Below are 4006 nucleotides of genomic sequence, written 5' to 3'. Positions count from 1 at the left end.
ATTCTTGCAGAAAGATCGGGCTGACATTGAACATACGGGCGATATCGTCAATGGTGAATCGACGGGAGGCCAGCCATTCCGCATCTTGGTTACTCATGCCTAGCTGTTGGTATTCCATCCCACCTTCAAGGATCGGTGTTTTTCCGGCATTACGCGCACCTTTATAACGTTCGAGGGCTTCCAGTGCCTTACTTCCCTTGATTCCGTCCAGCCAGTCAGCGGCTTTGATTACTCCCGCCGCCATCATGCCATCTTTCATAATGCTTGCGCCGTGGCGCTGTTGTGCCAGCCCCAAGCCCAATGTTTCACGGCAAACGGTGACGGGAGAACGCCCCAAAAAACCATCTTCGGTGGCATAGCGCAAATGCAGCACTTCCTCCTGTAAATAGGTTTTAACCCTGCCGCTATACGGCTCGGTGATGATGTACGCGAATCGTTGATCCGATAATCGTTGAGGTACGACCGCTGACGGCGGGTAAGGGTGTAATGACTGTGGCTGACCATCCCGCCCCCAGACAATCACCGCATACGCATTGCCATTCAGCAGGCAATGACGCATCAAGGTTCGCTTGAACTGATAGGGAGTCTGGCAGTCATTCGGGCACTCATTCAACAAATAATCAACGGGGTGATCGCTCAGCCATTCGCGGGATTCTTTGCCGTTCTGGTGCTGTACCCGATAGAGATAGCAAGGCATGGAGGCCACCGCTTCACTAACCACCGTAACGGCATTCATCACAGCAGGTAAGCCTTCCGCCGTGGAGGGGGAAACATGCTCGCCCGATTTGGTATTAGCCATGCCTGCCAGAGAAAAAAATTCTTCCAGCGTCATGCTGCGGGTTTCAGGGGATTTGCGTGTAAAAGGCCACATGGTTACACCTCAGACAGTTGCAGCCAGTAATGACGCAAGTCCACAGGGCAGAGTTTAGCGGCATTCAGTGAACGCTTGGCAATTTCAACGCCACTTTCAGGATAGGCCGGTAAGCTGGTTATGGTGATTTCCCGTAATTCAGCCTCCAATACGGTTCTGATATAAGGTGTTTGACCTGTATCCCACTGATCTTTAATGGCACGAAAACCAAAGGACATGCCTTGTATATCCCCGCGTTCAACCAGTGTTAATACATCGTGCCCTAATTGCGTATCTGGTGGGGTTAGTTCGAAGCATAATCCGGTAGTATCTTCACTCAATTGCAATGTACCGGACGTGGTACGGCCTAACAGGTTTATAGGGTCATGCTCGTACAACGCCCTGATATCAACTCCTGCCGCTAAACTGGCGTTAAACGCATTCGGCGCGAACTGCTCGACAAATTCATCCCACAGTACGTGTGATCGGCTGTTCCACTTAATGACATAGCCTGTCAGTTTCTTATCACTGGCAGACAGTGAGGCTGTGCGGATTTCAAAATCATTCTTCATTTTCTGGACTCCAATACTTGGAAAGGGGCGCGATACCCCTTCTGCTTAGTTGCTGGCTGCTTTCACTTCCAGTACCTTAATCGCGTTGGAATCCACCAGCCCGCCCCCCAGATATTTATCGGTATGTACCTTATAAAATCCCGGCTCGGTAATATTGTCAGGGCGGGTACGAATGCCCGTTTCATGGTCAACAATGAAATAGCCACGTTTGAAGTCACCCAGACTTATCACACCTTCCGGCATAAATTCGAGGTAGTGAACAGGCAAGCCCAACAGCATATCGGGATCACCCGCCTGTAAGCGCTCCCGCCAGATATAATCGCCATTGCCATTTTTCAGTTTTTGCACCTGCGCGGCTGTGCCGGAATTCATCACCCAGACGGCATTTTTACGGTATTTGTTTTTAAGTAAGAATTTCAGGTCAATCAGGCTATCGGCGGAAAGTGTGGTAATTTCCAGTTTTTGCAATGTACCAAACGCGCGAACTTTGTCAGTTTGGGTATCACGGGGATAAAACAGGAAGCCTTTCGCTTTTTTACTGCCGTCACCGCTCACAAGATCCGTTTCTTCGGTATCGACAAAAGTGTCGGCAATCTCAGCAGTCAACCAGCCTAAGATATCCACATCGCTAAAATCGATAATCTCTTGGGTTGTTTTAGGGTAGGCGTAGATGGGGAACAGCTTAATGCTCACTTCTTCCATCTTCGGCGTGGCAGTCTCACCGCGTGCCTTACCTTCTTCCCCATGTGTTACGACTGCGCCACCGATTGAAACCAACTGTTTATATTCGTTGCTGCGTGTGGTTTTTACCGTACAAATACGGCGCATAACTGACTCATCAGTCAGTTGTTGCATGATTTGTTTGTTCAGCTCAGGAATAACGGTATAGCCACCCTCAGACGGAACACTCGTGGATAAAGAGCGGGTTTCGCCAGTCAGAACATAGTGGCGCAGTTCATCATTGCTGAGTTTTTTGCTGGTCGGCTGGGCTTTTGCCTGATTGCGTTCTTCATCAGCCAATACTTCATAACGGGCAATTTCAGTATTCAGCGTGTCGGACTGGCTGCGCAGATCGTCGAACTGTTTGGCTTCATCGGTATTGAGTGAACGCTTTTCGTTTTCAGCTTGGGTGAGCAGCGAACGCATTTGATGGGTTAAATCGGACTTTTGTTGGCGTAGTTCGAGTAGTTTTTTCATAGTGTTTTTATATAAAGTATATCGGATTAAATTAGCTATAATTTTTAACACTATGAAAAATAATATGAAGTTATCTATTTATGATGGGTGATTACACAAAATCAGAAACAAGTCTAAACAAAGGCTTACTATTTCGTGTAATCTGGCAATCTGCTTTGTGCCATGAGCGGATCTCAGGCTACATTAATGCGATTAGCGCAATGCCTTTGAGAAACAGATAGCGGCTGCATTGCTTGTGTAAAGAGCGTAATTTCAATATGTCACCCCCATTTTGATTATAAAACTATCCAGTAGCCTGCTGCCCCTTGTGTCTTCCGGGAAGCTGACAGCAATAGTTGCTCCCACTACTTGATTGTGAAATTTGCTAAATAACAGGATAAAATTTCAAAAACAATGAGCTATAACAACTATATTAATTTAACAGAAGATTTATTGGATAAGCCTATTTATAGAATTATGCCAATACATCGTTTCCTTCAATTACTCGAAGAAAAGAAATTAACCTTAGTAAAACCAAAAAAATGGGATGATCCATTTGAGAATGCTTTATTAAATTGTGCCTTTGAAACTTCTGACGGCGAAACAGGATCATTTGCCGCAAAAGATTCCATTTATGGTCAATGCTGGACATTTCACCGTGAAACTGATGCAATGTGGCGGATATACTCCCATGATAAAGATGGTGTAAGAATTTCAACTACCCCAAGAAAATTATTAACCGCACTTCAAACAGCAGAGCCGAAGTACCATAATTTAAAATGTTTTATAGGCAAAGTCTCTTATCTTTCAAAAAAAAATCTTCTAGAAAAACTTCAATCAATCGATTTATTCAATGCCAATGGTTCAGGTATCGCTGAATCACTTTTATACAAACGAACAGAATTCAAACACGAAAACGAAATTCGTTTAATTTATTCAGGTGATGACAATTCCAGCATTAGTGATATTTTCCAATTTGACATTGACCCAGCCAAGTTATTAGACAGAGTGTTATTTGATCCAAGAATGGAAAAAAATTTAAGGCAGGCATATATATTGGCAATTAAGAAAAAAGGTTGTAAAACTGAAGTGAAAAGATCTACTCTATACGATGCTCCCATAGGGCTAAAATTTAAATTGTAGTGAAATAAAAAAGTAGGAAAAAAGGGCTCATTGAGTTCCTTTTTTCTATTCATGAAAAACTCATTTCTAAATAGTTTGTCATAATGGTGAGACTCTGATATTTCTCATTTCTTTCCAAGTTGTTAACGAAGCCCTTTTCAAAAAAATTTTCACATTACGAATAAGTTGCCACATAAATTGGCAACAATGATTGCGTGTCACCGTTTCATGAAGTGATTGCCATAGCCGTTCTATTTTATTTAACCAAGGCGAGTAGACCGGAAGA

Annotated in this window: 4 protein-coding genes and 1 pseudogene; 1 reads left to right on the top strand and 4 read right to left on the bottom strand. The window is 44.0% G+C overall.

Annotated elements, in window-relative coordinates; translation table 11 throughout:
* The 3 genes from Xinn_RS20130 to Xinn_RS20120 form a co-directional block, all read right to left on the bottom strand.
* A partial coding sequence (locus Xinn_RS20130) for a phage portal protein (RefSeq protein ID WP_099137780.1) occupies positions 1 to 871 on the bottom strand: 871 nt, incomplete at its 3' end.
* A gap of 2 nt (positions 872 to 873) precedes the next feature.
* Positions 874 to 1422 carry an HK97 family phage prohead protease gene (locus Xinn_RS20125; RefSeq protein WP_086955663.1) on the bottom strand — a complete coding sequence of 183 codons (549 nt, stop codon included), beginning with the start codon at positions 1420 to 1422 and terminating at the stop codon, positions 874 to 876.
* Between the two features lie 45 nt (positions 1423 to 1467).
* Positions 1468 to 2619, bottom strand: a complete 1152-nt coding sequence (locus tag Xinn_RS20120; protein ID WP_086955661.1) for a phage major capsid protein — start codon at positions 2617 to 2619, stop codon at positions 1468 to 1470.
* A gap of 393 nt (positions 2620 to 3012) precedes the next feature.
* Between Xinn_RS20120 and Xinn_RS20115 the strand changes: the two genes are divergently transcribed.
* Entirely contained in the window at positions 3013 to 3741 is a 729-nt protein-coding gene (locus tag Xinn_RS20115) for a DUF2971 domain-containing protein (protein WP_086955659.1), read from the top strand.
* A 78-nt stretch (positions 3742 to 3819) separates the two neighbouring features.
* Here the strand turns inward: Xinn_RS20115 and Xinn_RS20110 are convergent.
* Positions 3820 to 4006: pseudogene (locus tag Xinn_RS20110) on the bottom strand (IS630 family transposase); the annotation flags it as partial.

Source organism: Xenorhabdus innexi, assembly GCF_002632485.1.
Lineage (GTDB): Bacteria > Pseudomonadota > Gammaproteobacteria > Enterobacterales > Enterobacteriaceae > Xenorhabdus > Xenorhabdus innexi.
Note: the sequence above shows the minus strand (reverse complement) of the source record. Positions and strands in the feature narration are given on the sequence as shown.